The organism is Sphingobium sp. GW821-FHT02B05, assembly GCF_059421905.1.
The window spans coordinates 597,915-622,595 of sequence record NZ_JBWKVW010000001.1 but is presented as its reverse complement, the minus strand read 5'-3'; the positions used below and the strand labels follow the sequence as shown (position 1 = coordinate 622,595).

The window sequence follows — 24,681 nt, the reverse complement described above, 5'->3', positions numbered from 1 at the left end:
CGCTTTGGCGCGAACCTATAGCATCCCCGACTGGCACGGCATCTGCGGGAAAGGCCCTCATGACAGACATCAAGGAGCGCGCGCCGGGCTATCGCTATTCGCGACGGGCAAGCTTGCCGCTGATCCGACAACTGTCCGTCGTCGACAATCGTCGCAATGCGCTGCTGCTGGCGCTGCAATGGATCATCACCGCCGGGGCGATCGCCATCGCGATCCGCGTCGACCATGTCGCCGTCTATATCCTGGCCGGCCTGGTCGTGGGCACCCGCATCCAGTGCCTGGCCGTCATGATGCATGATGCCTGTCACGGCCTGCTGTTCAGCAATCGCCGCGTCAACGACCTGATGGCCGACCTTTTCGTCGCCTATCCGCTCGTGCTCAGCATCGACCTGTATCGCGTGGCCCATATGGTCCACCACCGCCATACCAACACGATGCAGGATTATGACTATCGGGTGCAGCGCAAGGACCCCGACCAGCATTTCCCCAAAAGCGGCCGGGGGATGGTCCGTTTGTTTTTCCGCAGCCTCTTGGGCCTCAACTATTATCGCGTCGCGCGCGCGGCGCGGGTCTGGTCGCCCATCGCCAATTTCCACAATCCCCGCCGCTTCGGCTTCGATTATCGACTGGGATTGCGGCTGCGCTATGTCGCGTGGGCGGTGGTGGTCTATGGCCTGATCCTGTGGTCGCCTTGGCGCTGGCAGATATTAGGCCTCTATATGATCCCGCAATTCATCTGGGCCAATCTGTTCAACCGCATCCGGGCGATGGCCGAGCATGTCGGCGTGCCCGACCGGCTGGAACTCAATGGCACGCGCACCGTCATCCCCACTTTGCTCGACCGCCTGCTGATCGCGCCGTTCAACGTCAGCTATCATCTGGAACATCATCTGTTTCCGTCCGTGCCCTGGGCCAATTTGCGCCGGCTGCACATCCATATGATGACCGATCCCGACTATGCGGCGCACGCCCATATCACGCAGGGCTATTGGGGTGTGGTCAAGGAACTGATGCCCCCGCCAGTCGAAAGGAAAGCGGCCTGAGCAGCGCCGCATCCATCCTCGTCGATGCGGACGCTGCGAACTAACGCTGCTCCATCACCGGCAGGTCTGGACCTGGAATCGCGCTGATCGCGACATTGGCGAACATCACCAGCCCGGCAACGATCATCAGGCTGCCGCGCTTGCGGTCGCCCTTCTTCGCCATCGCGTAAATGCCGCCGCCTGTCAGCAGGACGCCCGCAAGCATCAATATCGATAAAATCGTGCCAGCCATGGGAGATGCCATAAGCGGCAAGCTGGACGGTGGCAATTGCCTGCCGCTCCCCCTATGAGGCGCGCAGAAACGAATCACCCATCGGTGCAGGCCCCCATTCCGGGAAGGAACGCTTCTCACATGAAAATCGCCATCGCTTCCGACCATGCCGCCGTCGATCTGAAGGCGGAACTCGCCCAGTGGTTGCGCGATGAAGGGCATGAGGTCGACGATCTGGGTCCGGCGACCGCCGACCGTGTCGATTATCCCGATTTTGGTTACAAACTCGCGACAGCCGTGGCGTCGGGCGCGGCGGAGCGCGGCATCGCGATCTGCGGGTCGGGCATCGGCATTTCGATCGCGGTCAACCGCAACCCCGCCTGCCGCTGCGCCCTGGTCGGCGAACCGCTGTCGGCCGTCCTGTCGCGCGAACATAATGACGCCAATGTCCTGGCCCTGGGCGCCCGCCTGACCGGCGTGGACATGGCCAAGGCCTGCGTCACCGCCTTCCTCACCACCGATTTCGGCGGTGGCCGCCATGCCGGCCGCGTCGAAAAGCTCTCCCAGCCCGCGCTCTGAAAGGATCTTTGATGAGCACCGACACCCTTTCCCCCATCCGTCAGGCCGGTTTCTTCAGCGAAGACCTCGCCAGCGCCGACCCCGAAATCTTCGGCGCGATCGGTAACGAACTCAAGCGCCAGCAGGACAAGATCGAACTGATCGCGTCCGAGAATATCGTGTCGAAGGCCGTGCTGGAAGCTGCCGGTTCGATCTTCACCAACAAGTACGCCGAAGGCTATCCGGGCAAGCGCTATTATGGCGGCTGCGAATATGCCGACGTCGTCGAAACGCTGGCGATCGAACGCGCCAAGCAGCTGTTCGGCGCCAACTTCGCCAACGTCCAGCCCAATAGCGGCAGCCAGATGAACCAGGCCGTGTTCCTGGCGCTGCTCCAGCCGGGCGACGTCTTCATGGGCCTCGACCTGTCGTCGGGCGGCCACCTGACCCACGGGTCGCCGGTCAACATGTCGGGCAAGTGGTTCAAGCCGGTAGCCTATGGCGTGCGCGAAGACGACCATACCATCGATATGGACGAAGTCGCCCGCATCGCGCGCGAAAACAAGCCCAAGCTGATCATCTGCGGCGGCACCGCCTATTCGCGCGTATGGGATTTCAAGCGCTTCCGCGAAATCGCCGACGAAGTGGGCGCCTATCTGCTGGCCGACATGTCGCACTTTTCCGGCCTCGTCGCCGGCGGCGCGCACCCTTCGCCGGTGCCTTACGCCCATGTCACCACCACCACGACCCACAAGTCGCTGCGCGGGCCGCGTTCGGGCATCATCCTGTCGAATGACGAGGCGATCGCCAAGAAGCTGAACAGCGCGATCTTCCCCGGCCTTCAGGGCGGCCCGCTGATGCACATCATCGCGGCCAAGGCTGTGGCGTTCAAGGAGGCGCTGACGCCAGAGTTCAAGGCTTACGCGCATCAGGTCGTCGCCAACGCCCGCGCGCTGGCCGAAACGCTCGCCGATGCAGGCCTGTCGATCGTGTCGGGTGGCACCGACAACCACCTGCTCCTGGTCGATCTGCGCCCCAAGAACACCACAGGCAAGGCGGCTGAAAAGGCGCTCGACCGCGCCTACATCACCTGCAACAAGAACAACGTGCCGTTCGACACGGCCAGCCCGTTCGTAACGTCGGGCGTTCGCCTGGGCACCCCGGCCGGCACCACGCGCGGCTTCCGCGAGGAGGAATTCCGCGAAATCGGCCGCCTGATCGCGCAGGTCGTCGAAGGCCTGAACCGCAATGGCGACGAAGGCGACGGCCAGGTCGAACAGCATGTCCGCGAAAAGGTGCTGGGCCTCACGGCGCGCTTCCCGATCTACTAAAGACTATCAAAGCCCCTCCCTTTCGGGTTTGAATGAGGCAGTGCCTCGATCGAACCTGATCGGGAGGGGCTTTTATTTGCGGAGACACTGATGCGCTGCCCTTTCTGCGCCCATGAAGACAGCCAGGTGAAGGACAGTCGGCCGACGGAAGATGGCAACGCCATCCGCCGCCGCCGCCAGTGCGAAGCCTGCGCCGCGCGCTTCACCACCTTCGAACGCATCCAGTTGCGCGACATATGGGTAGTGAAGAGCGAAGGCCGCAAGGAAGCGTTCGAGCGCGACAAGCTGGCCCGCTCCATCGGCATCGCCTGCCGCAAGCGCCCGATCGACCCCAGCCGGCTGGAAAAACTGATCTCCGGCATCCAACGCCAGCTGGAAACCAGCGGCGACAGCGAAGTGCCGGCCCGTGCGATCGGCGAAATGGTGATGGAAGGGCTCAAACGCCTCGACAGCGTCGCCTATATCCGCTTCGCGAGCGTCTATAAGGACTTCACCGACGCCAAGGATTTCGAGGAATTCGCCAGCACGGTGAAGGAAGTCGGACGGGAATAGCAGTCCCTTCCGTTCGGTTCGAGCTTGTCGAGAGCCTGGCAGAGCTGAACTATTGGTAAAGCCGTTTTACTGGCATATCCCAACACCCGTTCAGTTGGAGCCTGTCGAGAACCACACGCAACATGAATTTCTGGATCTACATCCTCCGCTGTTCCGACGGCACCTATTATACCGGGCACACGGACGATCTGGACCGGCGTATCGCGCAACATCAGATGGGCGAACTGCCAGGTTACACGCATGATCGCCGGCCTGTGGAGTTGGTTTTTAGTGAGACGTTCACGGATCGGATCGATGCTTTGGAACGGGAGCGACAGGTAAAAGACTGGTCGCGCAAGAAGAAAGAGGCGCTGATCCGGGGAGACTGGAATGCAGTCTCCGACGCTGCCCGTTCTCGACCACGGGTCTCGACTACGCTCGACCCTGGCTTGAACCGAACGGGAAGGCTAGAGGCCCAGCCCCTACTCAGGACGAACGAAAATATGAACGAAGTTGCTCCCCTCCCCCCCGTCATCGTCCTGGTCCGCCCGCAACTGGGCGAGAATATCGGGAAGGCCGCACGGGCCATGCTGAATTTCGGGCTGACCGAAATGCGGCTCGTCACCCCGCGCGACGGCTGGCCCAATCCCGATGCCGGACCGGCGGCGGCCGGCGCGGACTTCATTCTGGACAAGGCGCAGGTGTTCGAGACGTTGGCCGACGCGGTCGCGGATTGCGCCCATGTCTATGCCACCACCGTCCGCAAGCGCGGCGTGACCAAACCGGTCGTGACGCCGGAGGAAGCCGCGCGCGAAATCCATAGCGCTCAGGGCCGATGCGCCTACGTCTTCGGCCCGGAACGATCGGGGCTGGAAACGGAGGATGTTGCGGTCGCGCGCAAGATTCTGACCGTGCCGATCAATCCGGAATTCGGATCGTTGAACCTGGCGCAGGCGGTGATCCTGTGCGCCTATGAATGGTCGAAAAATGCCGACCTCAAGCAGCCGACCGTCACCGATCTTGGCGAACCCGCGCCGCAGGTCGAACTGGAAGGGATGATCGACCAGCTCAATATGTTGCTGGAAAAGGTCGGCTATTTCTTCCCGCCCGACCGCGCCCCCGCAACGAAGCTGACGCTGCGCAACCTGTTGACCAAGCCGGGCTGGAACCATCTGGAGGTGCGGACGCTGCGCGGGGTATTATCGCATCTCAATCGCCCGCGCGAACGCTGAAGCCCCCCCGTTCGGTTCGAGCGTGTCGAGAACATAGCGCATGGTTCTCGACACGCTCGAACCGAACGAAGGACGTTTTATCCCCGCGTCCTATCAAACTCAGCCATTTCATAGGCGATCGACGCCTCGACCAGCTGCTCCCACAGCCCCTCGATCAGGTCGCATGGCACACCCAGCTGCTCGGCCTCCGCGCAGGCATTGGCGATGACTTCCGCCTTGCGGGCTTCGTCGCGCACCGCGCTGCGATCGGGCTTGATCCGGGCAGCGGCGCGCATATGGGCAAAGCGCTGGGCCAGCAGGCCGACGATCTGCCGGTCGAGATTGTCGACGCCGGCGCGCACCTGCGCCATGGTGGAATAGCCTTCTGGGTTCATGCCTGAACAATTAAGCCGCCTCGTGCGCCGTGTCGAGGCTTGACATCCAACTGTCATCTGGTCATAGGCGCGCCTTCGCAATTGGCTCCGCATCCCGGTGAAGCGGTGGCCCTGCCCCTGAGCGCATGGCGCAAAACGGACGTAGGCGATACCGGGAGCAACATTCACTCTCCCCGAAAAGTGGGAACCGGTTTTCGGACTAGGAGAGTGGACAGACGTTAGACGCAATTATTAGGAATTATCTATGACGAAGCGCACCAGCGCCAAGTACAAGCTCGACCGTCGCATGGGCGAGAATATCTGGGGCCGTCCCAAGTCGCCTGTCAACAAGCGCGAATATGGTCCGGGTCAGCACGGCCAGCGCCGCAAGGGCAAGATGTCGGACTACGGCATCCAGCTGCGCGCCAAGCAGAAGCTGAAGGGCTATTACGGCGACATCACCGAAAAGCAGTTCAAGAAGAACTATTTCGAAGCCAGCCGCATGAAGGGCGACACCGGCCAGAACCTGATCGGCCTGCTGGAACGCCGCCTGGACGCCGTCGTGTACCGCGCCAAGTTCGCGCCGACCATCTTCTCGGCCCGTCAGATCGTTTCGCACGGCCACATCTATGTGAACGGCGTGAAGTGCAACATTGCGTCGCGTCTGGTGAAGCCGGGCGACGAAATCACCCTGGGCAAGAAGGCGCAGGAAATGGCGCTGGTTCTGGAAGCACAGAGCCTGCCCGAGCGTGACATCCCCGACTATGTCGCTCCCGACGGCGCCGCCAAGGTCAGCTATGTCCGCGTGCCGACGCTGGACGAAGTGCCCTACCCGGTGAAGATGGAACCGAATCTGGTCGTCGAATTCTATTCGCGCTGATCGGTTTTCCGAAGACAGTTTTGGAAGAGGGCGGGCCGCAAGGCACCGCCCTTTTTCTTTGCGCGCAACATTCTTGCGTCCCTGTGTCTGCGGTGGCATCACCCGCGCATTCGTAAAACAAAGGGGTCATCCCATGCGCACTTCCATCGCGGCGATCGCCGCCATCCTAGCCCTGTCCACGCCCGTCGTCGCCGATGCCGCGCCCGCCAAATCCGCCGCTACCCCGTCCGTCGACACGATGAAGCGGCTGGTGCAAGAGCTATCTTCCGACGCCTATGAAGGTCGCGCACCCGGCTCTGTCGGCGAGGAAAAGACGCTTGCCCTGCTCGCATCCGAATTCGGCAAGCTGGGGCTGAAGCCCGGCAACAGGGGCAGCTGGTTCCAGGATGTGCCGCTGGTGGAAATCACCGCCAAGAATGTGTCGCCGCTCGCCTTCACCGGCGGCAAGGCCGACGTCACCGCCGCTTATGGCGCGGAGATGGTCGCCGGCACCTATCGCACCACGCAAAAGCATATCGACGTCAAGGACAGCCCGGTCGTCTTCGTCGGCTATGGCATCAACGCCCCGGAAAAGGGCTGGAACGACTATGCCGGGCTGGATGTGAAGGGCAAGACCGTCGTCATCCTGGTCAACGATCCCGATTATGAGACGCAGGGGCTGACCGGCCCGTTCAACGGCCGAGCGATGACCTATTATGGCCGCTGGACCTACAAGTTCGAAGAAGCCGCGCGGCAGGGGGCCGCCGCCGCGATCATCGTGCATGATACCGTGCCCGCCGCCTATGGCTGGAACGTCGTGCAGTCCAGCTGGACCGGCGCGCAGCATGTCGCCGACAGCGCCAGCGGCAATGCCGACCAGAGCGCTGCCATCGGCTGGATCCAGAAGGACAAGGCCGCCGCCCTGTTCGCAAGTGCCGGGCTGGACCTCAACGCCCAGATGGCCGCCGCGAAGAAGCCGGGTTTCAAGGCCGTGCCGCTGGCCGGCGTGAAGGCCAGCCTGTCCTTCGACAACGACCTGCGCAAACATAGCTCCAAGAATGTCGTCGCGCTGCTGCCCGGCAAGACTCGGCCGGACGAATATGTGCTGTACAGCGCGCATTGGGATCATCTGGGCCATTGCGAAGCCGCGCCGGACGGCGACGACATCTGCAACGGCGCGGTCGACAATGCCACCGGCACGGCCGCACTGGTCGCGCTCGCGCAGGCCAATGTGAAGGCTGGCCCGACCGATCGCAGCCAGGTGTTCCTGGCGGTGACGGGCGAGGAATCGGGCCTGTTGGGTTCGGCCTATTATGGCAAGAACCCGGTCTTCCCCTTTGCCAAGACGGTGGGTGGCGTGAACATGGATGCCTTGAGCGTGGCAGGCCTTGCCAAGAATGTCGTCGTGATCGGCAAGGGCAAGTCGCAGCTGGACGCCTATCTCGACCGCGCCCTCGCCGCACAGGGCCGGGTCGCGACCACCGAACCGACGCCCGAAAAGGGCTATTATTATCGTTCCGACCATTTCAGCTTCGCCAAATATGGTTTGCCGATGCTCTATTTCGAAGGTGGCGAGGATCTGGTGAAGGGCGGGACCGCCGCCGGCATGGCCGCTGCGGAGGATTATACCGAGCATCGCTATCACGGGCCGAAGGACGAATATGATCCCAATTGGGACTGGACCGGCATCTCGGCCGACCTGAAGCTCTATTATGATGTCGGTCGTGCGCTTGCGACCACGACCGACTGGCCCAATTGGGTGGAAGGCGACGAATTCCGTGCCATCCGCGACAAGGATCGCGCCGGCAAATGACGTTCCTGGCTGGCGGCGGGCACAAGCCTGTCGCCAGCCCTTCATCTTGCCGTCTATACTGTCGGCATGACTCAGAAATTCGACCGGCGCGTCCTGCCGATCACCTCCGCCGTCGCGGCCGCCCTGCTCGCCACCGGTTGCTCGCGTGAGCCCGATACCGCCAATGCCGACGTGCGCGTCTGCCGCGATGCGGAAGGGCGCCGGGTGGACGACAGCCAGTGCCGCACCCATGCTGGCGGCGGCATCGCGACGGGCGCTTTCCTGTGGTATTATCTCAATCGCGGCAGCGCGGTCCCGCGGGTCGGTCAGCCGCTCAGCGGCGGGTCCATCGCCCCGGCTTTCGGCAAAAATTATCGCGAGGCGTCGCAGTCCACGGTGACGCGCGGCGGCCTTGGCCTTTCCGGTCGCAGCGGCCTGTCCTGATGGAGCGGATCGACTGCACGCCGCGGCCCTCCTGGCAGGCGCAGGTGGAATCGCTCGGCCTCGTCTGGCACGGTGCCAAGGATCTCCCCTATTGGGACGAAAGCGCCGCCTGGCGTTTCACCCCGGCGCAGGTCGATACGATCGAGACGGCCACGGCCGAACTCTACCGCCTGTTCATCGAGGCGGGTCAGCATGTGCTGGACCATGACCTGCTCAGCGACTTCGGCATCCCCGATTTCTGCCACGAACCGATCCGGCAAAGCTGGGACGGGGAGCCGGCCGCGCTCAACTATGGCCGGTTCGACCTGGGCTATGACGGGTCGGGTCCGCCCAAATTGTTCGAATTCAACTGCGACACGCCCACCAGCCTGCTGGAAGCGTCGGTCATCCAGTGGGACTGGAAGGAAGCGCTCTTCCCGAACGCCGACCAGTTCAACAGCCTGCATGAGCGACTGGTCGCCCGATGGCGTGCCATCGCGCCGCCGCGCGGCACATCCATGCTTCACCTCACCTATGTCGACGGCAATATGGGGGAGGATGCCGTGACGGTCGCCTATATGGCCGACACGGCGCGGGAAGCCGGCATCGACACGCACCTCATCCTGACCACCGACCTTGGCTGGGACAGCGGGCGGCGCCGCTTCGTCGACCTCGACTATCGGCCGATCGATGCGCTCTATCATCTCTATCCCTGGGAATGGATCGTCAACGAACCCTTCGGCCGGGAAGTGGTGGAGAGCCTGGACACGACGCTCTGGATCGAGCCGATTTGGAAGATGATCTGGAGCAACAAGGCGATATTGCCGATCCTGTGGGATCTGTTCCCCGACCACCCCAATCTGCTGGAGGCCAGTCCGCAGGCCATGGCCGGCGACCATGTGGTCAAGCCCCTGCTCGCCCGCGAAGGCGCGAATGTCCGCATCGTGCGCGACGGCACGACGCTGGCACAAAGCGGCGGCGACTATGGCGAGGAAGGCTTCGTTTACCAGCGGCTCTTCCCCCTGCCGGGCGACGGCGATCGGCGGCCGGTGCTGGGCAGTTGGGTCGTGGACGGCGAACCGGCCGGCATGGGCATAAGAGAAGATGGCCCGATCACCGGCAACGGCGCCCGCTTCGTCCCGCACATCATTGCCTGAGCGTTATTGCCCGGTGGGGGTTGCCGGGCTGTAGGTCCAGTTCTGCGCCCCGCTGCCGTCCATCTTCGCCGTTTCGGCCATCAGCAACCGCCCCTCGCGCCAATAGCGGATGCGTTGCGGATAATCATGGTCTGGATTGGCGAATGTCACGTCGCGCACGCCCTGCTCCACGGCGCGGAAAACGGTCGCCGGTCCACCCTCCGGCGCGGCATGGAGGGCGAGCGAGCCGTCGGCGGCGCGCACGATGCGCATCACTTCCCAACTGCGCAGGCTCTCTCCACGCCCGGTGCGCCCGACGCCGATCATCGTGCCACCGCGCGGCAGGGTCCACACCTCCTCGCTCCACCGGTCGCCGGCATTTTGCAGCCATTCGCCGGTCAGCCAGTCGGGCAATTCCCCTGCGCACACGGGCACAGACAGGCTGAGCAGCAGGCTCGCCGCAACGATCGAAATGTGTTTCCGCATGGCTTTCGCCCTCTGTCCAGACCCGGTCGGGCGCGCTATGGAGCGCGCATCATTTTCCCCTATCTACGGATCGGTTCTCCAACCGAGCAAGGATAAAAGCCATGACTTTCCGCATGCCTGCCGAATGGGCGCCGCACGACTGGACCTGGATCGGCTTCCCGACCAACCCCGCCGAATGGCCCGGCGCGTTCGAGGAGGCGCGCGCTCAGATCGCTGCCTTCGCCAGCGCCCTCCATGCCGATGGCAAGGGAGAGGAAGTCCGTCTGGTCGTCGCCAATGAAGGCGATGCGGATGCCGCCCGCGCGCTGGTCGCACCGGGCGTATCGGTCATCATCCATAATCTGGGCGACGTCTGGCTGCGCGACACCGCGCCCATCGCCGTACTGAACGGGGCCGGTGGTCGGGCACTCGTCGATTTCGGCTTCAACGGCTGGGGCGGCAAATATCAGATGCCCGGTGACGAGGATATCGGCGCGCGCCTCGCCGCAACCACCGACTTGCCCGTTTCGACCCAGAATTGGGTGTTCGAGGGGGGGGCGATCGACACCGACGGCACCGGCCTGTTCGTGACGACCGAACAATGCCTGCTCAATCCCAATCGCAACCCCGACCTGGACCGCGGCAAGATCGAGACGCTGCTCGCCGGCGCGCTCGGCCTGTCGGACATGCTGTGGCTGGGCGATGGCCTGCTGAACGACCATACCGATGGCCATGTCGACAATCTCGCCCGCTTCGTCGCACCCGGCAAGCTGGCCCTGCCGATCGCCACGACGCAGGACGATCCCAATGCCGCCCTCTATGCCGACGCCCGCGCCCGTGCGAAAGCCCATGGCGTAGAGGTGATCGACATCCCCTCCCCCGGTTTGGTGCTGGTGGATGGCGAGGCGATCCCGGCCAGCTACATGAATTTCTATGTCGGCAATGCCGCTGTCATCGTGCCCATCTATGGCCAGCCCAACGATCAGGCCGCGCTCGACGCCTTCCGCCCCTTCTTCCCCGGTCGCGATATCATCGGCCTGCGCAGCGACGCCATATTGTCAGGCGGTGGCAGCTTCCATTGTTGCAGCCAGCAAATGCCCATGATCGCCTGAGCAAGGGCGCCTGAGCAAAGCCGGTTGCGGACGGGCGCGGATGGGATCAGGCTTCACCCCGGTCCGGCGGAGTCGCCGGGCGGGGAGAATGATCATGATTCACACGTCCGTTCGCACCGCATTGGCCGTCGTCCTGCTGGCCGGAGCAGGTGCATCGTCCGCGCAGCTTGGCAATCTGGGCGGCCTGCTCGGCGGTGCCATGCCCGATATCGCATCGGTCGGCGCGGGCAATGCGGCCGGCGTGCTCAGCTATTGCGTGAAGAACAAGCTGGTCAACGCGACCGGCGCCTCGTCCATCCTGGGCAGGCTGACCGGCAAGCCCGGCGTCAAGGAATCGAGCGGTTTCAAGCTGGGCCAGTCCGGCACCATCCAGGGTGACGGCGGTGCGTTGCCCATCGCGGGCCTCAAGGACAAGGTGAAGACCAAGGCCTGCGATCTGGTGCTGCGCCATGCCGGATCGCTGATCTAACCGATCGCCCCTCTGAGCGGTAGCATGTCAGGGCGACATTCCCTATATGGCGCGCTGTTCCCCGCCATGGAGTGAAGAATGTCCCGCGTGACCGTCGCCGCCCTGCAACTCGCCTTCTCGGATGACATGCGCGCGAACATCGCGCTGGTGGCCGACCATGTGCGCCAGGCCGCCGCGCGCGGTGCGAAGATCATCCTGCCGCCCGAACTGTTCGAAGGCCCCTATTTCTGTAGGCAAGAGGATGAGGCGCTGTTCGCCAACGCCCAGCCGACCGACGAGCATCCCGCCGTGCAGGCCATGCGCACGCTGGCGAAAGAACTGGGCGTCTATATCCCGACCAGCTATTTCGAGCGGGATGGCCATCATTACTATAACTCGCTCGCCATGATCGACGATGAGGGCGAGATTATGGGCGTCTATCGCAAGAGCCACATTCCCGATGGCCCCGGCTATGAGGAAAAATATTATTTCCGCCCCGGCAATAGCGGCTTCAAGGTATGGAAGACCAAATATGGCACCATTGGCGTCGGCATCTGCTGGGACCAATGGTATCCCGAAACCGCGCGCTGCATGGCGCTGATGGGCGCGGAAATGCTCTTCTACCCGACTGCGATCGGTTCCGAGCCCTATGACAGCGACCTCGACACCAGCCGCATGTGGCGCCGCGCGATGATCGGCCATGCCGTCAGCAACTGCATGCCCGTCATCGCAGCCAACCGCATCGGCGACGAAGACGGGCAGCTTTTCTACGGCCACAGTTTCATCACCGACGAATGGGGTGATTTCGCCGCCGAAGCCGATGCGAAGGACCATGGCGCGCTGGTCGCGACGCTGGATCTGGCCAAGGCGCGCACCCATCGCGCCGGCATGGGCTTCTTCCGCGATCGCCGGCCCGAACTTTATGGCCGCATCGCGCAGGATATCTGATCTGACATGACCGACAGCGAAGCAACCGACGAAACCATCATCGAAGCGGCGGACGAGACGACGCCCGAACAGCCGGGCGACCTCAGCCGGCCACAGAAACGCCTGCTCAAGCGCCTCTACAACGCCCGCACCGTGCCGGTCATCGCCGACGAACGCCCCTTCCTCAGCTACAGGGAGGCGGCACGTTATCTGCTCTCGCTGGACGAGGAAGCGCGCCAATCCGCTTATGCGCAGATGAAGGCCCATGTGCGGGACAAGGTCCGCTAAGGGCGTGCCGGCCCTTTATCCGTTCGCTTCGAGCCTGGTCGAGACACCATGCGCAGCCCTGGCCGCGTCTCGACTATGCTCGAAGCGAACGGGTTAGGAGCAACGACTCATGCTTCCGGCTTTGCTGCAAAAAACATACGCCCGCCCCCATCGCTACGTCCTCGCGCTGGGATCGAACCGGCCGCTGTCCGTCAGCCTGACGCCCGCGCGTCTGTTGCAAGCCGCCACCGCGCTGATCGGAGAACAGGCCCGCGTGCTGCATGTCTCCCCCATCCTCGCCACGCCCCCGCTTGGCCCATCGAGGCGCCGCTTCGCCAATGGCGCATTGCTGGTCGAAAGCGCCCTGCTGCCGCCTGCCATGCTCGCCTTCATCCAGAACGTCGAAAACCGGCTTGGCCGACGTCGCTACCGCCGGTGGGGCGCGCGCAGTGTCGACATTGACATCATCCTCTGGTCGGGCGGCCAATGCACCACGCCCATGCTGACCATTCCGCATCCTGCCTGGCACGCGCGTGACTTCGTCCTGACCCCGCTTGTGTCGATCGCACCCGACTGGCGCGACCCCAAATCGGGCCTTTCCGTCCGCCATCTGCATGCCCGCCTGAAAAAAGCCGCACGCCAAGGTTGACCATCCGGCCCGTCGCCTTTAGGGCGACCTCCACCGCTCAAGGGGTCCATAGCTCAGTCGGTAGAGCAACTGACTTTTAATCAGTAGGTCACTGGTTCGAACCCAGTTGGACTCACCATCTCCTGTCATTGGCGTCTCGCCGTCGCTGCGTTAAAGCCGGACGGAACCGGAGAACGCCTGATGACAAGCATCCTGTCAACGCGCCCCCTCTATCAGGGGTGGCTCAATCTGCTGCTGGTCGCGATGCGGGCGCCCAATGGCGAGCAGTTCGAACGCCATGTCGTCGAGATGCGCCGCGCCGTCGTCGTCCTGCCCTATGATCCCGATCGCCGCGTCGCGCTGGTCGTGTCGATGCCACGCACGCCGGTCATGCTGGCGGGCCTGCCCGATTTCCTGGAGCCGATCGCGGGCATATTGGAGGATGAGCCGGCCGACTGCGCCCGGCGCGAGGCGCTGGAGGAGGCCGGCGTGCGCTTGGGTGAACTGATCCATCTCGGCCAGATCTGGAGCATTCCCACCGTGGTGACCGAGAAGATCGATTATTTCCTCGCCGAATATCGCGCCCAAGACAGGATTGCAGCGGGCGGCGGCCTGGACGAGGAGCAGGAACATATCAGCGTCCACGAACTGCCGCTCGATGCCTTATGGACGCTGTTGGCGGACAAGAAGATCGGCGATGGCAAGCTGGCAATGACATTGATGGCGCTGCGGCTGCGGCGACCCGACCTGTTCAGCGTTCCGGTCGGCTGATCCGCACGGATCGCGCAGCCATCGCCACATCGCCTTCGGGCAATTGGAAACGGCACGGCGCGTCCGCGCCATTGACGCAGATCGCCAGCCCGCTCGCCCGATAGCGCAATGCCAGCCGGCGGCGGACGGGGTCTTCCCACTGGCTGACCGTCAGCGCCTGCCCATCCTCGTCCAGCCATTCCACATCGGCTTCGGACAACATCTCCACGCCCTGCAAATCCGCTGTCTCGGCCCGGATCGCCGCCAACGCGAAACTCTGCGCCTCCAGCGCCCGGTCGCGGCCCGCCCAGTCTATCCAGCCGATTGCATTATCCTGCGCGTAGGCATTGTTATTGCCCAGCTGACTGCGCCCGAACTCGTCGCCAGCGGTCAGCATGATCGTCCCGCGCGACGCGAACAGCGTGCCGAGCAGCGCCTCCCGGTCACGCCGTCGCGCCGCCTCTACCGCAGCATCTTCGCTGCAACCCTCGACGCCATTGTTCCAACTGAAATTCTCGCCATGGCCGTCGCGATTCTGCTCGCCATTGGCTTCATTATGCCGTCGTTCGTAGGCCGTCAGGTCAGCCAAGGTGAAGCCGTCATGCGCGGCCAGGAAATTGACGCTGCGGGTCCGCCCGCCGCCGAAAATATCCGACGATCCCGCCAGCCGCGTGGCGAAAGCGCCCAACGTCCCCGCGTCCCCCCGCCAGAAGCGCCGCATATCGTCGCGATAGCGGTCGTTCCATTCCAGCCAGCCTTCGCCGAACTGGCCCAGCTGATAACCGCCCGGCCCGATATCCCATGGCTCGGCAATCATCACGCGGTCCGCCAGCAACGGATCGGCGCGCATCTCCTGCAACAAGGGCGCTTGCCGGTCGAACCCGTCCGCCATTCGCCCCAGCGCCGGGCCAAGGTCGAAGCGGAAGCCGTCCACACCCGCCTGCGCTACGAAATGCCGCAGCGAATCGAGGATCAGCCGCCGCGCCACCGGCGCGTTGCAGGCGATGCTGTTGCCCGTACCGGTATCGTTGATCAGGCCACCATCGGCCGCGTGCCGGAAATAGCCCCGCGCATCCAGCCCGCGCAGCGACAGGGTCGGCCCCATGGCATCGCTTTCCCCGTCATGATTATACACCATGTCCAGGATGACGCCGATGCCCGCGTCGTGCAGCGCCGCTACCGTGTCCCGCAGCTCCGCCATGCCGCCGGGCGCCAGTCTGGGATCGATCGCAAAATAGCTGACCGGATTATAGCCCCATGCGTTGGTCAGCCCCAGCGGCCCCAGATGCCGCTCGTCGATCCAGGCGTTGATCGGCATCAGTTCGATCGCCGACACATGCAGCTTTTGCAGATGCGCGATCACGGCCGGATGGGCGAGCGCGGCGATCGTGCCCCGCTGCGCCTCCGGCACGTCGGGATGCAGCATGGTAAAGCCGCGCACCTGCACTTCATAGATAAGACCGCCCGGCGCGAAGCATGGCGGTACGGGCGCAACCGTTGGCAACCTCGCCGTCACGACAGCTTTGGGCATCAACGGCGCGGTATCGCTGCCTTCCCCGCGCGGCGCGGCCAGGGCATCCTCATAAGCGAACGCCCGGTCGATCGCCTGCGCATAGGGATCGAGCAGCAGCTTGTCGGGATCGAACCAAAGGCCAGCCCCCGGATCATAGGGGCCATCGGCGCGAAACCCGTAGCGCGCGCCCTGTCCCACACCAGCCGCCTCGCCATGCCAGCAGCCGTCGGCATCGCGCAGCATCGGCAAGCGCGCTTCCCTATCCGCGTCATCGAACAGGCATAGCCACAGCTGCGCCGCATCGGGGGCCCAGACCGAAAAGCGCGTTCCATCCGCCCCGATCACCGGTCCCAATGTCACGCCGCGCCGGCGATCAACGCGCGGTAGAGATCGGCATAGCGCGCCGCGCTATGTGTCCAGCTGAAATCCGCGCGCATGCCCGCGCGTTGCATCGCCTCCCACACCCGCTTGTCGGCATGCAGCGCCGCCAGCCGGTTGATCGCCCCATGCAACGCCGCCGCATTGTCCGGCACAAAGACGATCCCCGTCGCCGCACCCGCACTGACCGCGGCCTCATTGGCGTCAATCACCGTATCTGCCAGGCCGCCGACCCGCGCCACGACCGGCACGCAACCATAGCGCAGCGCATAAAGCTGGGTCAGGCCGCACGGTTCGAACCGCGACGGGATCAGGATCGCGTCGCCCCCCGCCTGCATAAGGTGCGACAAAGGCTCGTTATAGCCGATCTGCACGCCGATCCGCCCCCGGTGCCGGTCCGCCGCGCCCAGCAACGCGCCCTCCAGCACATGGTCGCCCGACCCCAGCACAGCGAGCTTCCCGCCCAGTGCGACCAGATGCTCGGCCGCATCGATCATCAGGTCCATGCCCTTCTGCCAGGTCAGGCGGCTGACGATGATGCAGAGCGGCGCGTCGTCATGATCCAGCCCGAACCGATCCTCCAGCGCACGGCGGTTGACCGACCGCTTGCCCAGCGCGCGCGGGCCATAGGGCTTGGGGATCAGCGCGTCGGCCACCGGGTTCCAGATATCGGTATCGACGCCGTTCAATATGCCATGCAGCCGATCGACCCGCCCGTTGATCAGGCCATCCAGCCCCATCCCATGCGCTGGCGATCGGATTTCCTCCGCATAGCTGGGGCTGACCGTCGTGATCGCATCGGCCGATACCAGCCCCGCCTTCAAAAAGCCGGTGCCGCCATAATATTCGACGCCATCGACGCCCCAAGCTTCGGGTGGCAGGCCCAGATGCGGAAAAATCTCCGCCCCAAAACGCCCCTGAAAGGCGAGATTGTGGATCGTCAACAGCTTGGGTACATGGGCGGCCGGGCCGAAACGCATATAGGCGACCGTCATCGCCGCCTGCCAGTCATGGACATGGACGGCATCGGGTTGCCAGCCTTTGAGCAGCCCCTCTGCCACATCCGCCCCCGCCCGCGACAGAGCGGCAAACCGCCGCCAATTATCGGGCCAGTCATTGCCCCCATGATCGCCATAGGGCCCGCCATCTCGCGCAAAGAAGCCCGGCGCGTCCAGTATCAGCAGGTCCAGCCCTTCGACCTGCGCCGCCAACAGGCTGGCCGTGGCGCCGAACAGTTCGGAATAGCGATGCACGACCTTCGGCTTGCCCTTACCCGTACCCAGCTTCGCCATGACGGCCGGATAGCCGGGCACCAATGTGCGTACAGCCACGCCCTGCCCCGCCAGTGCTGCGGGCAATGCGCCCACGACATCGGCCAGGCCGCCGGTCTTGATGAGAGGAAAGATTTCGGACGCAACCGACAGCAGCTTGATCGTCATGGCGTCGTTCAGGCCGCCAGCCGGTCGATCATGGCCTGCGTCACCAGGCAAATGCCGCTTTCGGTACGGCGGAAACGCTGCGCATCGAATACCGGATCTTCCCCGATAATCAGGCCGGGCGGGATGAGTATCCCCGAATCCACCACGCATTTGTGCAGCCGCGCGCCGCGCCCAATCTGGCAATCGGGCATGATGACGCTGTCTGTCACCGACGAAAAACTATGCGTCCGCACGCCCGAAAAGAGCAGGCTGCGATGCAGCGACGAACCCGACACGATGCACCCGCCTGCCACAAGGGAGGATGTCGCCGACCCGCGCCGGCCATCTTCATTATGGACGAACTTGGCCGGCGGCGTGACCTCCGAATAGGTCCAGAGCGGCCAACTGCGGTCGTAGAGGTCGAGGCTGGGCACCACATCGGTCAGGTCCACGCTGGCCTGCCAATAGGCGTCGATCGTACCGACATCGCGCCAATAGGGCACGAGTTCGCTTTCCGCCCGTACGCAGCTGTTGGAAAAACGATGCGCCACCGCTTTGCCATGCTTAACGATATGCGGGATGATATCGCCGCCGAAATCGCGTTTGCTGGCCGGGTTGTCGGCGTCGCGGCGCAACTGTTCGATCAGGAACCGGGTGCGGAAGACATAGATACCCATCGACGCCAGCGCCATGTCCGGCTGGCCGGGGATACCGGGCGGATTTTTGGGCTTTTCGATAAAGGCGGTGATGACGTCCGCTTCATCGACGTGCATGACTCCAAAGCCTACCGCCTCCATGCGCGGCACTTCCAGGCACCCGACGGTGACGTCCGCGCCACTATCGACATGCTGCTGGAGCATCAATTCATAGTCCATCTTATAGACATGGTCGCCGGCCAGGATGACCATATATTCGGGCGCATAGGCTTCGATGATGTCGATATTCTGATACACGGCGTCGGCCGTGCCCTCATACCACTGGCTTTCCGATATGCGCTGACTTGCCGGCAATATGTCGAAACTCTCGTTGCGTTCGGGGCGCAGGAAGTTCCAGCCGCGCTGCAAATGGCGGATCAACGAATGCGCCTTATATTGCGTGGCCACTCCGATGCGGCGGATGCCGCTGTTGAGCGCATTGGACAGGGCGAAGTCGATGATCCGCGCCTTTCCGCCGAAATGGACGGCAGGCTTGGCGCGTCGGTCGGTCAATTCCGCCAGCCGACTGCCGCGACCACCTGCCAGGACATAGGCCATGGCGTCGCGCGCGATCGGCTGATATTTACTTTGCATAGGGCCTCTCCTCATGTCGCCCGCGACTGCCTGCACGCGCCGTCGGTGTTCAATAATCCAGTTCCAGCATCAGGGTTGCAAAGGGCGGGATGGTGATGTTGGCCCATCCTTCCTCGTCCGCTTCCACCTGTCCCATATTGCCTGCGCCGCTGCCGCCATAATCGGCCGCATCGCTGTTCAATATCTCGCGCCACAATCCGCCGGAGGGCAGGCGCATCCGGTATCCATGCCGCAGGACCGGGGTAAAATGGCTGATGACGACGATCGGCCGCACGCCCGGCGCACGCCGCTGCCAGGCGAAGACTGAGTCCGCCGCGCCATCCACCAGCACCCATTCGAACCCTTCCGCCTCGCAATCGCGCGCATGCAGCGCCGGGCGCGACCGGTAGAGATGGTTGAGATCGCCCACCAGCCGCTGCACGCCCAGATGCGGCGCATGATCCAGCAGATCCCAATCGAGCGCGCGCTCCTCGCTCCATTCGCTGCGCTGGGCAAATTCCTGCCCCATGAACAGCAATTTCTTGCCCGGATAGCCCCACATGAAGGCGTAATACGCCCGCAGCGTCGCGAATTTCTGCCAGTCGTCGCCCGCCATCTTGTGCAGCATCGACGCCTTGCCATGCACCACCTCGTCATGGCTCAACGCCAGCACGAAATTCTCGGTAAAGGCGTACATCAGGCCAAAGGTGATGTCGTCATGATGATGGGCTCGATGCACCGGGTCGCGCCGCAAATAGCGCAACGTGTCATGCATGAAGCCCATATTCCATTTGAACCCGAAACCCAGGCCGCCAGCATCCACGGTTTGCGACACGCCGGGCCAGCTGGTCGATTCCTCGGCAATGGTCATGATGCCGGGATGCGCGCCGTAGAGCGCCTTGTTCATCTGCTGGAGGAAGGCGACCGCCTCCACATTTTCCCTGCCACCATGGTCGTTGGGGATCCACTCACCCGGCCGGCGCGAATAATCGAGGTACAGCATCGAGGCGACCGCATCGACCCGCAAGCCATCGACATGATAGCGTTCGGCCCAGAACAGCGCGTTATTGACCAGATATTGCACCACTTCCCGTCGGCCGAAATTATAGATGGCCGTATTCCAGTCGGGGTGGAACCCCTTGCGCGGGTCGGCATGTTCGTAGAGCGCCGTGCCGTCGAAATGGGCCAGCCCATGCTCATCGGTCGGGAAATGGGCCGGCACCCAGTCGAGCAGGATGCCGATCCCAGCGCGATGCGCCCCGTCCACGAAGCGGGCAAAGCCATCAGGGTCGCCAAAGCGCGCGGTCGGCGCATAAAGGCCCAGCGTCTGGTACCCCCAGCTGGGATCGTATGGAAATTCGCTGATCGGCAGAAATTCGATATGGGTAAACCCTATCCCGACCACATAAGGGATCAACCGCTTGGCCAGCGCATCCCAGCTCAGGAATTCGCCCTGCTCATCCCGCTGCCATGATCCGGCATGGACTTCGTAGATCGATACCGGTTGGCGCCGCGCATCGACCTTGCGCCAATAGTCGCGATGCCGATCGTCTCCCCATGTGCGATCGGGCGGCGCTGCGACGATGGAGGCGGTGGACGGCCGCAACTCCGCTTCGAACGCAAACGGATCGGCCTTGAGCGGCAGAAGGACACCATCCGCGCCGACAATCTCATATTTATAGGCGCTGCCTGCTCCCACTTCGGGCAGGAAAATCTCCCACAGGCCCGCATCGGCGCGATGGCGCATCAGCCCGCGCCGCCCGTCCCATCGGTTGAAGTCGCCGACGACGGAGACCCGCAAGGCGTTAGGCGCCCAGACCGCGAAATGCGTGCCGGTCACGCCTTCATGGGTGATGACATGGGCGCCCAACTTGTCGAACAACCGGCCATGCGATCCTTCGGCCAGATAATGATCGTCCATCGGCCCCAGCACCGGCCCGAACCCATAGGGATCGACCAGCGCATAATTGCCGCCATCGCCATAGGTCGCGACATAGCGCAGCGGCTGGCGCTTTTTGACCGCGACCTTGCCGAAAAACAGACCGTCGCCATGGACCCGCTCCAGCACGCCCACGCGCTTGCCGTCCAGCGTCTGCGCCTCCACCCCCACCGCTTCGGGCAATAGGACGCAGGCGGTGAAAGCTTTTTCCGAGGGATGTACGCCAAGCGTGGCGAAGGGATCATCGTCCAGCCCGCTGACCAATCGGTCTATCTGTTCGGGCTTTAACGCCATCCTATCCCTTCATCCTCATCATGGTACGATCTTCCAGATATCGGCAGCATATTCGCGGATCGTGCGATCGGATGAGAACCATCCCATGCGCGCGACATTATGGATCGCCTTCTTCGCCCACAACGCCTGATCCGACCATAAAGTGTCGATCCGGCGCTGCGCGGCGGAATAGCTGTCGAAATCGGCCGCCAGCATGAACCAGTCATGGTCGTAAATGCCCTGCACCAGCCCCTTGTACCGATCCGGATCGTCGGGGGAAAAGACGCCGCTGGCAATGGCATTCAGCGCCTGCCCCAATTCCCGGCTCTGGCCGATGATGTCGCGCGGCACATAGCCTTGCGCCCGCCGCTCGTTCACTTGCTGCGCGGTCAGCCCGAATATGACGATATTATCATCCCCTACATGGTCGCGCATTTCGACGTTGGCGCCGTCCAGCGTACCGATGGTCAGCGCACCATTGACCGCAAACTTCATGTTGCCGGTGCCCGACGCTTCCATGCCCGCCGTCGAAATCTGTTCGGACAGGTCAGCGGCGGGGATCATCACCTCCGCCATGGAAACATTGTAATTGGGCACGAATTGCAGCTTGAGCAGCCCCTGCACCGCCGGATCATGATTGACCGCGCGGGCGACGTCGCCGGCCAGCTTGATGATGAGCTTGGCATTATGATAGCTCGGCGCCGCCTTGCCGCCGAACAGCTTCACGCGCGGCACCCAGTCCTTTTCCGGATGCGAACGGATCTGGTCGTAGAGCGACACCGCTTCCACGATATTGAGCAACTGCCGCTTATATTCATGGATGCGCTTGATCTGGATGTCGAACAGGGCCGCCGGGTCGATCCGCGCGTTGATCCGCTTGCGCAGCAGATTTGCCAGTTCCACCTTGTTGGCGCGCTTCACCGCCAGGAATTTCTCCTGAAACGCGCTGTCGTCGGCAAAAGCGTCCAGGTCGCGCAGCGCTTCGGCATCGTCCAGAAACCGGTCGCCTATCGCCTCGCGAATGAGGCCGGTCAGCCCCGGATTGCACTGCATCAGCCAGCGGCGGAAGGTGACGCCATTGGTCTTGTTGTTGATCCGCGTGGGATAGAGCGTGTGCAGGTCGGCAAAGACCGTGACCTTCATCAGGTCGGTGTGCAGCGCCGACACGCCATTGACGCTGTGCGACCCGGCAAAGGCCAGATTGCCCATCCGCACCCGCCGCTCGCCGCCTTCGTCGATCAGCGATATCGTGCCGATCGCATCGTCGCTGAACTTGCCCGACTTGCGCGCCTCGCCCAGCAACTTGCTGTTGATCGCATAGACGATCTGCATGTGCCGGGGCAGCAGCCGTTCGAACAAGGGCACCGGCCAGCTTTCCAGCGCTTCGGGCAACAGCGTATGGTTGGTGTAGCTGAAGGTACGCCGGGTTATGTCCCATGCCGCGCCGAAATCGATCCCGTGATCGTCCAGCAATATGCGCATCAATTCCGCCACTGCGACGGCCGGGTGGGTATCGTTCAGCTGGATCGCCGCCTTGTCTGCCAGCGTCTCGATACTGCCGAAATATTGAATGTGGCGTCGGACGATGTCCTGCAACGATGCGGAGGAGAAGAAATATTCCTGCCGCAACCGCAACTCCTGCCCAGCGGGCGAAGAGTCGGCGGGATAGAGCACCCGCGTCAGCGCCTCGGCCCGGTTGCTTTCGGACAGCGCGCCGATGTGATCGCCCGCGTTGAACTTGTCGAGCAGGATCGGGTCGATCGGCTGTGCTTCCCACAGGCGCAGGGTATTGATCCGCTTGCCGCGCCAGCCTGCGATCGGCGTGTCATAGGGGGTCGCGATCACCCGCTCGCTCGGCCGCCATTGCATCTGGTGCGGACCGGCGTCCTCACCCTCGGCCGGATCGACGCGGCCGCCAAAGCCGATTTCGTAACTCGCCTCGCGCCGTTCGAACTCCCAGGGATTGCCATGCGCCAGCCAGTTTTCGGGCAACTCGACCTGCCAGCCGTCACTGATTTCCTGCCGGAACATGCCATTGACGTATCGGATGCCATAGCCATAGGCGGGTACGTCCACCGTCGCCATGCTTTCCATGAAGCAGGCGGCCAGCCGGCCAAGCCCGCCATTGCCCAGCGCCGCATCCGGCTCCAGCGCGGCGATGATGTCGATATCCACGCCCAGCGACGCCAGCGCCGCCTGCATGTCGTCCAGCATTTCCATGTTGGACGCCGCATCGCGCATCAGGCGGCCGATCAGGAATTCCAGGCTCAGATAATAGACCCGACGTCCTTCTTCCTCATAGGTTTTCTGGGTGGAGATGATCCAGGCGTCGATCACGCGGTCGCGAATGGCCAGGATCACGGCATGCAGCCAGTCGTGCGGCTTGGCCGCGGCGGCATTCTTGCCGATACGATAGGTCAGCCGCTCGACAATCTCATGCGCCAGCACTTCGGGATCGACCTGACGGGGGGCAGGCTTGGGAAGTGTCGTCCGGGCTTCGAGAGTCATCGCGCAGTCCCCCTGATGAGTCACCGCAGATGATGGCACAGCGTCCGACACCACGCCATGCCATTTTTGCGGTGCAGCAATAACTTGCCGCGCCGCATTTCGATCCCTTCAATCTTTGCGCCGGGTCACAATCGCGTCCGCCACGCCGGCGCGCAACTGCCCCCGGACCGGATAGGTGCTGGACGGCAGATGCTGGGTCATGAACAGGCCGATCAACCGCTCGACCGGGTCGATCCAGAAATAGGTCGAAAAGACGCCACCCCAATAATATTCGTGGGTTGCAAGACCCATGGCAAAGCCCAGCCCGAAACCTACGCCCTGATAATCCGCCTCGCTGAACATCGCGCTCGACAGGCTGGACAGGTCGCCACCGCCCGGCAACTGGTTGCGGCGCATCTGATCGACCGTATCCGCCGTCAGCAGCCGCACTCCATCCAGTTCCCCGCCGCGCAGCAGCATGCGCGCGAACCGATGATAGTCCGCCACCGACGACACCAGCCCGCCGCCGCCCGACAGGAAGCGCCCGGTTCGCCGCCATCCGCTGCGCGCGCCAAGATCGGCCACGCTGATGCCGCCATCCTCATCCAGCCGCCAGGCGTCGGTCATCCGGTGCGCCTTCTCGTCCGGCAGCATGAAGGTCGTGTCGATCATGCCCAGCGGGTCGAGGATGCGCGAGCGAAAATAGGTCTCCAGATCCAGCCCGCTCAGCCGCTCCACCACCACGCCCAGCACATCGGTCGACACCGAATAATTCCATTTGTCGCCCGGCGAAAATTCCAGCGGCAGGCTGGCCAGGTCGGCGACGAACTGATCGGACGTGCGCGGCTGCTGAAATTCGTCCAGCCCCAGATCACGATAACGCGCGTCGATCGCCGTCTGGCGTTGCAAGCCATAGGTCAGGCCGGACGTATGGCGCAGCAGGTCGATCATCAGCATCGCCCTTTTGGGCTTGGCCCGACCGTCCTGCCCGACGCGCAGGTTGGCAAATTCGGGTATGATGTCGGCCACAGGCGTGTCGAGCGCGACCATGCCCGCTTCCACCAGCATCATGAAGGCGACGGATGTGATCGGCTTGGTCATCGACGCGATGCGATAAAGCGCGTCGCCCCGCAACGGCTCTCCACTCGCCCGCGCCTTCCCGCGCACCACCGATAGAAGCACCTGCTCATCCCGCGACACCAGTAACTGCATATGCGGCAGCTTGCCGCTGGCCAGATAGGTACGATCCAGATGGTCGACCAGCGCGCCCAGGCGATCGGGGTCCATCCCGGCCGCCAAAGCCGCCTTGCCGTCGATTCCGTCCATCATGCCGCCTGCC

General features: G+C 63.6%; 24 protein-coding genes and 1 tRNA gene. 16 read left to right on the top strand and 9 right to left on the bottom strand.

The window, feature by feature from the left end:
• The first annotated feature begins 59 nt into the window (after positions 1–59).
• Positions 60–1,043 (top strand): fatty acid desaturase family protein, encoded by a 984-nt coding sequence (locus AC07UX_RS03190; protein WP_495190554.1) that lies wholly within the window; start codon positions 60–62, stop codon positions 1,041–1,043.
• Positions 1,044–1,083: 40 nt separating this feature from the next.
• On the opposite strand, the gene AC07UX_RS03185 is transcribed toward AC07UX_RS03190, so the two are convergent.
• Positions 1,084–1,275: a hypothetical protein gene (locus tag AC07UX_RS03185; protein WP_495190553.1), complete on the bottom strand. Its 192-nt coding sequence runs from the start codon at positions 1,273–1,275 to the stop codon at positions 1,084–1,086.
• Positions 1,276–1,395: 120 nt separating this feature from the next.
• Between AC07UX_RS03185 and rpiB the strand changes: the two genes are divergently transcribed.
• From rpiB to AC07UX_RS03165, 4 genes are all read left to right on the top strand, one after another.
• A complete protein-coding gene (rpiB, locus tag AC07UX_RS03180; protein ID WP_495190552.1) occupies positions 1,396–1,833 on the top strand; it encodes a ribose 5-phosphate isomerase B in 438 nt (145 codons plus the stop codon).
• Between the two features lie 11 nt (positions 1,834–1,844).
• Positions 1,845–3,143: a serine hydroxymethyltransferase gene (gene glyA, locus AC07UX_RS03175; RefSeq protein WP_495190551.1), complete on the top strand. Its 1,299-nt coding sequence runs from the start codon at positions 1,845–1,847 to the stop codon at positions 3,141–3,143.
• Between the two features lie 90 nt (positions 3,144–3,233).
• Positions 3,234–3,695 carry a transcriptional regulator NrdR gene (gene nrdR, locus AC07UX_RS03170; RefSeq protein WP_120251992.1) on the top strand — a complete coding sequence of 154 codons (462 nt, stop codon included), beginning with the start codon at positions 3,234–3,236 and terminating at the stop codon, positions 3,693–3,695.
• A gap of 122 nt (positions 3,696–3,817) precedes the next feature.
• Positions 3,818–4,906: a TrmH family RNA methyltransferase gene (locus AC07UX_RS03165; protein ID WP_495190550.1), complete on the top strand. Its 1,089-nt coding sequence runs from the start codon at positions 3,818–3,820 to the stop codon at positions 4,904–4,906.
• A gap of 77 nt (positions 4,907–4,983) precedes the next feature.
• On the opposite strand, the gene AC07UX_RS03160 is transcribed toward AC07UX_RS03165, so the two are convergent.
• On the bottom strand, positions 4,984–5,280 hold the full coding sequence (locus AC07UX_RS03160; protein ID WP_495190549.1) for a chorismate mutase: 297 nt from the start codon (positions 5,278–5,280) through the stop codon (positions 4,984–4,986).
• 244 nt (positions 5,281–5,524) lie between these two features.
• Here AC07UX_RS03160 and rpsD point away from each other — a divergent pair, with 244 nt between their 5' ends.
• From rpsD to AC07UX_RS03140, 4 genes are all read left to right on the top strand, one after another.
• Positions 5,525–6,139: a 30S ribosomal protein S4 gene (gene rpsD, locus AC07UX_RS03155; RefSeq protein ID WP_088183640.1), complete on the top strand. Its 615-nt coding sequence runs from the start codon at positions 5,525–5,527 to the stop codon at positions 6,137–6,139.
• A 133-nt stretch (positions 6,140–6,272) separates the two neighbouring features.
• Positions 6,273–7,931 carry a M28 family peptidase gene (locus tag AC07UX_RS03150; protein WP_495190548.1) on the top strand — a complete coding sequence of 553 codons (1,659 nt, stop codon included), beginning with the start codon at positions 6,273–6,275 and terminating at the stop codon, positions 7,929–7,931.
• Between the two features lie 66 nt (positions 7,932–7,997).
• Positions 7,998–8,354, top strand: coding sequence for a hypothetical protein (locus AC07UX_RS03145; RefSeq protein WP_495190547.1), 357 nt, complete (start codon positions 7,998–8,000; stop codon positions 8,352–8,354).
• Entirely contained in the window at positions 8,354–9,490 is a 1,137-nt protein-coding gene (locus AC07UX_RS03140) for a glutathionylspermidine synthase family protein (protein WP_495190546.1), read from the top strand. The genes AC07UX_RS03145 and AC07UX_RS03140 overlap by 1 nt, the downstream gene beginning before the upstream one ends.
• A gap of 3 nt (positions 9,491–9,493) precedes the next feature.
• On the opposite strand, the gene AC07UX_RS03135 is transcribed toward AC07UX_RS03140, so the two are convergent.
• A complete protein-coding gene (locus tag AC07UX_RS03135) occupies positions 9,494–9,955 on the bottom strand; it encodes a DUF6265 family protein (RefSeq protein ID WP_495190545.1) in 462 nt (153 codons plus the stop codon).
• 101 nt (positions 9,956–10,056) lie between these two features.
• Here AC07UX_RS03135 and AC07UX_RS03130 point away from each other — a divergent pair, with 101 nt between their 5' ends.
• From AC07UX_RS03130 to AC07UX_RS03100, 7 genes are all read left to right on the top strand, one after another.
• Positions 10,057–11,046, top strand: coding sequence for an agmatine deiminase family protein (locus AC07UX_RS03130; protein ID WP_495190544.1), 990 nt, complete (start codon positions 10,057–10,059; stop codon positions 11,044–11,046).
• 94 nt (positions 11,047–11,140) lie between these two features.
• Positions 11,141–11,515, top strand: coding sequence for a DUF2501 domain-containing protein (locus AC07UX_RS03125; RefSeq protein ID WP_495190543.1), 375 nt, complete (start codon positions 11,141–11,143; stop codon positions 11,513–11,515).
• A gap of 78 nt (positions 11,516–11,593) precedes the next feature.
• Entirely contained in the window at positions 11,594–12,442 is an 849-nt protein-coding gene (gene aguB / locus AC07UX_RS03120) for an N-carbamoylputrescine amidase (protein ID WP_495190542.1), read from the top strand.
• A gap of 6 nt (positions 12,443–12,448) precedes the next feature.
• A complete protein-coding gene (locus AC07UX_RS03115) occupies positions 12,449–12,709 on the top strand; it encodes a hypothetical protein (RefSeq protein WP_495190541.1) in 261 nt (86 codons plus the stop codon).
• Between the two features lie 109 nt (positions 12,710–12,818).
• Entirely contained in the window at positions 12,819–13,337 is a 519-nt protein-coding gene (gene folK / locus AC07UX_RS03110; protein WP_495190540.1) for a 2-amino-4-hydroxy-6-hydroxymethyldihydropteridine diphosphokinase, read from the top strand.
• Positions 13,338–13,379: 42 nt separating this feature from the next.
• A tRNA-Lys gene (locus AC07UX_RS03105) sits at positions 13,380–13,455 on the top strand.
• Positions 13,456–13,517: 62 nt separating this feature from the next.
• Positions 13,518–14,087: an NUDIX domain-containing protein gene (locus tag AC07UX_RS03100; RefSeq protein WP_495190539.1), complete on the top strand. Its 570-nt coding sequence runs from the start codon at positions 13,518–13,520 to the stop codon at positions 14,085–14,087.
• Here AC07UX_RS03100 and glgX read toward each other — a convergent pair.
• The 6 genes from glgX to AC07UX_RS03070 all read right to left on the bottom strand — a co-directional run bounded on the left by glgX (position 14,068) and on the right by AC07UX_RS03070 (position 24,671).
• Positions 14,068–15,939, bottom strand: a complete 1,872-nt coding sequence (gene glgX / locus AC07UX_RS03095; protein ID WP_495190538.1) for a glycogen debranching protein GlgX — start codon at positions 15,937–15,939, stop codon at positions 14,068–14,070. The genes AC07UX_RS03100 and glgX overlap by 20 nt on opposite strands.
• Positions 15,936–17,396, bottom strand: coding sequence for a glycogen synthase GlgA (gene glgA, locus AC07UX_RS03090; RefSeq protein ID WP_495190537.1), 1,461 nt, complete (start codon positions 17,394–17,396; stop codon positions 15,936–15,938). The genes glgX and glgA overlap by 4 nt, the downstream gene beginning before the upstream one ends.
• An 8-nt stretch (positions 17,397–17,404) precedes the next feature.
• Positions 17,405–18,664: a glucose-1-phosphate adenylyltransferase gene (glgC, locus tag AC07UX_RS03085; RefSeq protein ID WP_495190536.1), complete on the bottom strand. Its 1,260-nt coding sequence runs from the start codon at positions 18,662–18,664 to the stop codon at positions 17,405–17,407.
• A 49-nt stretch (positions 18,665–18,713) separates the two neighbouring features.
• Positions 18,714–20,876 (bottom strand): 1,4-alpha-glucan branching protein GlgB, encoded by a 2,163-nt coding sequence (gene glgB / locus AC07UX_RS03080; protein ID WP_495190535.1) that lies wholly within the window; start codon positions 20,874–20,876, stop codon positions 18,714–18,716.
• Positions 20,877–20,894: 18 nt separating this feature from the next.
• Positions 20,895–23,363: a glycogen/starch/alpha-glucan phosphorylase gene (locus AC07UX_RS03075; RefSeq protein WP_495190534.1), complete on the bottom strand. Its 2,469-nt coding sequence runs from the start codon at positions 23,361–23,363 to the stop codon at positions 20,895–20,897.
• Between the two features lie 108 nt (positions 23,364–23,471).
• Positions 23,472–24,671, bottom strand: coding sequence for a serine hydrolase domain-containing protein (locus AC07UX_RS03070; protein WP_495190533.1), 1,200 nt, complete (start codon positions 24,669–24,671; stop codon positions 23,472–23,474).
• Between the last annotated feature and the right edge of the window lie 10 nt (positions 24,672–24,681).

Excerpts from the sequence above, each read along its gene's own strand:
- AC07UX_RS03190 (WP_495190554.1), top strand. The coding sequence starts at position 60 with ATGACAGACATCAAGGAGCGCGCGCCGGGCTATCGCTATTCGCGACGG.
- AC07UX_RS03185 (WP_495190553.1), bottom strand. The coding sequence starts at position 1,275 with ATGGCTGGCACGATTTTATCGATATTGATGCTTGCGGGCGTCCTGCTG.
- rpiB (WP_495190552.1), top strand. The coding sequence starts at position 1,396 with ATGAAAATCGCCATCGCTTCCGACCATGCCGCCGTCGATCTGAAGGCG.
- glyA (WP_495190551.1), top strand. The coding sequence starts at position 1,845 with ATGAGCACCGACACCCTTTCCCCCATCCGTCAGGCCGGTTTCTTCAGC.
- nrdR (WP_120251992.1), top strand. The coding sequence starts at position 3,234 with ATGCGCTGCCCTTTCTGCGCCCATGAAGACAGCCAGGTGAAGGACAGT.
- AC07UX_RS03165 (WP_495190550.1), top strand. The coding sequence starts at position 3,818 with ATGAATTTCTGGATCTACATCCTCCGCTGTTCCGACGGCACCTATTAT.
- AC07UX_RS03160 (WP_495190549.1), bottom strand. The coding sequence starts at position 5,280 with ATGAACCCAGAAGGCTATTCCACCATGGCGCAGGTGCGCGCCGGCGTC.
- rpsD (WP_088183640.1), top strand. The coding sequence starts at position 5,525 with ATGACGAAGCGCACCAGCGCCAAGTACAAGCTCGACCGTCGCATGGGC.
- AC07UX_RS03150 (WP_495190548.1), top strand. The coding sequence starts at position 6,273 with ATGCGCACTTCCATCGCGGCGATCGCCGCCATCCTAGCCCTGTCCACG.
- AC07UX_RS03145 (WP_495190547.1), top strand. The coding sequence starts at position 7,998 with ATGACTCAGAAATTCGACCGGCGCGTCCTGCCGATCACCTCCGCCGTC.
- AC07UX_RS03140 (WP_495190546.1), top strand. The coding sequence starts at position 8,354 with ATGGAGCGGATCGACTGCACGCCGCGGCCCTCCTGGCAGGCGCAGGTG.
- AC07UX_RS03135 (WP_495190545.1), bottom strand. The coding sequence starts at position 9,955 with ATGCGGAAACACATTTCGATCGTTGCGGCGAGCCTGCTGCTCAGCCTG.
- AC07UX_RS03130 (WP_495190544.1), top strand. The coding sequence starts at position 10,057 with ATGACTTTCCGCATGCCTGCCGAATGGGCGCCGCACGACTGGACCTGG.
- AC07UX_RS03125 (WP_495190543.1), top strand. The coding sequence starts at position 11,141 with ATGATTCACACGTCCGTTCGCACCGCATTGGCCGTCGTCCTGCTGGCC.
- aguB (WP_495190542.1), top strand. The coding sequence starts at position 11,594 with ATGTCCCGCGTGACCGTCGCCGCCCTGCAACTCGCCTTCTCGGATGAC.
- AC07UX_RS03115 (WP_495190541.1), top strand. The coding sequence starts at position 12,449 with ATGACCGACAGCGAAGCAACCGACGAAACCATCATCGAAGCGGCGGAC.
- folK (WP_495190540.1), top strand. The coding sequence starts at position 12,819 with ATGCTTCCGGCTTTGCTGCAAAAAACATACGCCCGCCCCCATCGCTAC.
- AC07UX_RS03100 (WP_495190539.1), top strand. The coding sequence starts at position 13,518 with ATGACAAGCATCCTGTCAACGCGCCCCCTCTATCAGGGGTGGCTCAAT.
- glgA (WP_495190537.1), bottom strand. The coding sequence starts at position 17,396 with ATGACGATCAAGCTGCTGTCGGTTGCGTCCGAAATCTTTCCTCTCATC.
- glgC (WP_495190536.1), bottom strand. The coding sequence starts at position 18,664 with ATGCAAAGTAAATATCAGCCGATCGCGCGCGACGCCATGGCCTATGTC.
- glgB (WP_495190535.1), bottom strand. The coding sequence starts at position 20,876 with ATGGCGTTAAAGCCCGAACAGATAGACCGATTGGTCAGCGGGCTGGAC.
- AC07UX_RS03075 (WP_495190534.1), bottom strand. The coding sequence starts at position 23,363 with ATGACTCTCGAAGCCCGGACGACACTTCCCAAGCCTGCCCCCCGTCAG.
- AC07UX_RS03070 (WP_495190533.1), bottom strand. The coding sequence starts at position 24,671 with ATGATGGACGGAATCGACGGCAAGGCGGCTTTGGCGGCCGGGATGGAC.